This window comes from Gammaproteobacteria bacterium (assembly GCA_016765075.1).
GTDB lineage: Bacteria > Pseudomonadota > Gammaproteobacteria.
The window spans coordinates 1-3,732 of record JAESQP010000081.1 but is presented as its reverse complement, the minus strand read 5'-3'; the positions used below and the strand labels follow the sequence as shown (position 1 = coordinate 3,732).

At 41.7% G+C, this 3,732-nt stretch carries 4 protein-coding genes; 1 reads left to right on the top strand and 3 read right to left on the bottom strand.

What is annotated here, in order from left to right:
• Positions 1-622 (bottom strand): DNA polymerase III subunit epsilon (gene dnaQ / locus JKY90_04740; protein MBL4851572.1); only part of this gene is annotated, 622 nt, incomplete at its 3' end.
• 91 nt (positions 623-713) lie between these two features.
• Positions 714-1,430: a restriction endonuclease gene (locus tag JKY90_04735; protein MBL4851571.1), complete on the bottom strand. Its 717-nt coding sequence runs from the start codon at positions 1,428-1,430 to the stop codon at positions 714-716.
• Between the two features lie 52 nt (positions 1,431-1,482).
• On the opposite strand from JKY90_04735, the gene dcm reads away from it, so the two are divergent.
• Positions 1,483-2,760 carry a DNA (cytosine-5-)-methyltransferase gene (gene dcm, locus JKY90_04730; protein ID MBL4851570.1) on the top strand — a complete coding sequence of 426 codons (1,278 nt, stop codon included), beginning with the start codon at positions 1,483-1,485 and terminating at the stop codon, positions 2,758-2,760.
• 352 nt (positions 2,761-3,112) lie between these two features.
• On the opposite strand, the gene rnhA is transcribed toward dcm, so the two are convergent.
• Positions 3,113-3,565, bottom strand: a complete 453-nt coding sequence (rnhA, locus tag JKY90_04725) for a ribonuclease HI (GenBank protein MBL4851569.1) — start codon at positions 3,563-3,565, stop codon at positions 3,113-3,115.
• Positions 3,566-3,732 lie beyond the last annotated feature (167 nt).

Genomic DNA, 3,732 nt, shown 5'->3' with positions numbered 1-3,732 from the left:
CTTCGGTGGCAGAAATAATGGCAAGAGGTGGGCGGTCAGCATCGATTCGACGGATTTTCTCATTGCTGAGGGCGCTGAATTCCTGTATGCCACTGAGTAACATACTGACTTGACCACCAGTCATGGCCAAATAGACATCAGCAAGGATTTCAGCATCGAGAAGAGCGCCATGTAGCTGACGAGACGAATTATCAATGTTGTAACGACCACATAGCGCATCGAGGCTATTACGTTGGCCAGGATGCAGCTTACGCGCCATAACTAAGGTATCAGTAACGCTGCACTGACCGTCGATTTTCTGCATACCCACTTTGCTAAACTCGTGATCGACAAAGCCGACATCAAAGGGGGCATTGTGAATAATTAACTCAGCGCCTTTTATATAGGCAAAAAAATCGTCGGCGATATCAGCAAAATAAGGCTTATCTTCAAGGAATTCATTGCTGATACCGTGGACTTCCATCGCTCCAGGGTCGATATCACGATCAGGCTTGATATACTGATGGTAGTCATTACCGGTGCGACGGCGGTCTACTAGCTCAACACAACCAATTTCGATAATACGATGCCCCTGTGTCGGATCAAGGCCAGTGGTTTCAGTATCTAATACAATTTGTCGCATAATGCTTTGCTAACCTACCATTTTATACAGAGCATGGCGCAACGAAACGGCGGATAAAATAGTCAACGTTGAGCTACTTGTATGGTTAAATTTATTTTGCTAGTCGCTTAACTTCCGGTGTGTCAGCAAGGTCTTTTATTACTTCTTTCAATTCTTCCGTAAAATCAGCTTCTTCTGCTACTTCACCTATGGCATGTATTAAGTCTGTGTAGAAATCTTTATCGCCAGTTAGCCTGTGCCAAAAATCTTGGCCGATGTAAATTGGGTAATGATAATCGCTGGCAATTCGTTTGTAGTGGCCACTTAGACTCGCAGTATCACCATAGATTATTCCAACAACCATATCATCATGCGTAATCCGTAAATTATTTGTACGCCCAAGATGAATCACATTTTTAAAGTGCCCTGCTATTGTTTCAACGTCATCTTTATTTATGGTATTTGGCCCAGATTTAAGTTGGCAATAAATTTTATTTTTGTTTATCTGGTCGATGAATTCGATGTCAATGCCAGAAGTTGTACTGCCAAAGGAAGACAAAACCTCATTAGTAAATTTCTGTATATTTGTACCGAAAGAAGTCGTTATTGACGTGCCTAAGGCGCGTGGATACACAAGAGCTTTAGCAATACCTTCTGGTTTTGCTTCGCCTGTTAAAAAATTAGCTAAATAGACGGCTAAAAACGGGTTTATGTCGAATTCTGATGCGTCTTTTAGTTTTTTTGTATTTTTAATATGATTTTCAGCGATACTGTTTTTGAACCATTTTTGCGCTTTTTTTAAAATAATGTCTTTTTCTGCTTGATTCATATCCAAAGCCGTTTATTATTAGTAACCATGTATAACGTTGAGCAACCTTAGCATGAAAAATTACTACTCTTTATCGGAAACAGCAGAGATGCTGTCGGTATCTAAACAAACACTAAGGCGGTGGGATAAAAATGGCAAACTAAAAGCGACTCGGATGCCGAATGCATACCGAGTTTATTCACCAGAGTCTTTAAAACCTTATGTCGATGTAGACTTGGTTCACAGTGTAAGAGAAACAATTGAAGACCACAATATACCCATAAAATCTTTTTCTGTTTTAGAATTATTTGCTGGTGCTGGTGGGTTAGCTTTAGGACTTGAAAAGGCGGGATTGTCTTGTAAGTTATTGAACGAAATTGACCCTTGGGCTTGTAAAACATTGCGTAAAAATCGCCCACATTGGAATGTTATTGAGGGTGATGTAGCAAAAATATCTTTTAAAGACCACAAAGGCCAGATTGATATTGTAACGGGTGGTTTCCCTTGTCAGGCGTTTAGCTATGCAGGCAAAAAAAGGGGGCTAGATGATGCCCGAGGCACATTGTTTTATGAATTTGCCCGAACAGTTAAGGAAGTAGAGCCGTTAATTTGTGTTGGAGAAAATGTTAGAGGCCTTGTGTCTCACGAGAATGGAAAAACCCTACAATCAATGATTCAAATTTTAGAAGAATTGGGTTATGACGTTTTAATGCCTAAAGTGCTAAAAGCTGTGTTTTATAAAGTACCACAAAAAAGAGAACGACTTTTTTTGATAGGCATAAAAAAAGGCAGTGGAATTAAATTTAATTATCCTAAGCCTGATAATAAAATGATGAATTTATCTTCGGCTCTTAAATCTGGCGAACTTTTTGATACAGATGTTGCTGAATCTGTTGGGCAAGAGTACCCCGCCAGAAAAAAAGAAATTATGGATATAATACCTCCTGGCGGTTATTGGCGTGACTTACCAATTGAAGTGCAAAAAGAATATATGCTTAAAAGTTACTATTTGGGTGGTGGAAAAACGGGTATGGCAAGACGCATTAGCTGGAATGAGCCTTGCTTAACATTAACAACCTCACCGGCACAAAAACAGACAGAAAGATGCCACCCAGATAGTACACGCCCCTTTCAAACTAGAGAGTATGCAAGAATACAAACTTTCCCAGACGAATGGCTGTTTGAAGGAAGCATGAATCAAGTATATAAGCAGATTGGAAATGCTGTGCCTGTGAATTTAGCTTACGCAGTGGGCAAGGAACTTGTTATGTCTTTAAATGAGCATACAGTTGCTGAAGAATTAAGAAATAAATTTAAATCTAAAACAAGACCTGAACTAGCGTACGCCTAGCCCGCACTTCTCACCAGAGGGCAAGATGATTGCGAAGAAATTTGATTTTACAGTAGATTTTATAAGGCAGTGCAATGCGAGCTGCATTTTCGACCGAAGAAAATTCGTTGTAGAACCAAAGATCAAGCGAGAACTCGTCATCCTGGTGAGAAATTCGGGCTAGGGGGTGTTAACAATTACCTTCGTTAGCGTGATTGTGAGTCATTTTTCGTGCTAGCGAGACGCACTGAGGCGTAATAGTTGTTCTATTACAACGAAGTGCAACGCTGCCAGCGCGGAAAAGGGCCACAATCTCAGCACGAACGGTAATTGTTAACACCCCCTAGGCAACCTCTGGTTAAAAATATTACCCTCAGCTAACTTGCGCTGCCTGCATTTCATCGATACCACGATTAGCAAGCGCATCAGCACGTTCATTACCCGGCTCGCCGCTGTGGCCTTTAACCCATACCCAGTCGATTTGGTGACGCGCCACCGCAGCATCAAGCCGTTGCCAAAGATCAATATTTTTAACCGGTTTTTTATTTGCTGTTTTCCAACCGCGGCGCTTCCAGTTGGCCATCCACTGAGTAATGCCATCCATAACGTATTTGGAATCGGTCAATAAACGCACTTTACAACCGTGCTTTAAGCTTTCTAAAGCGACAATAGCAGCCATCAACTCCATTCGATTATTGGTCGTTGCTGGCTCACCACCGTAGAGGACTTTTTCGTGTTGGTTTTTGCGTAAAAAAACACCCCAACCGCCCGGGCCTGGATTACCGCGACAAGCGCCGTCGGTATAAATCTCTACTGTTTCAATCATTTCTGGTGCAGTCATTTCTAGTTCAGTCATTCTTTGGATTCGGGTATAAATAATGAACATTGCCTCTGGCAGCAGGTCGCACCAAACGCTTGGCACCAAGCAAATGCTGGCGTGCGGGCCAACGTGGCCGCACTGGCGTCAACATAGATTCACATTTACGTGTTAAT

Bases quoted from the DNA above. Each gene is read 5' to 3' on its own strand.
- JKY90_04735 (MBL4851571.1), bottom strand. From the start codon at position 1,430: ATGAATCAAGCAGAAAAAGACATTATTTTAAAAAAAGCGCAAAAATGG.
- dcm (MBL4851570.1), top strand. From the start codon at position 1,483: ATGAAAAATTACTACTCTTTATCGGAAACAGCAGAGATGCTGTCGGTA.
- rnhA (MBL4851569.1), bottom strand. From the start codon at position 3,565: ATGATTGAAACAGTAGAGATTTATACCGACGGCGCTTGTCGCGGTAAT.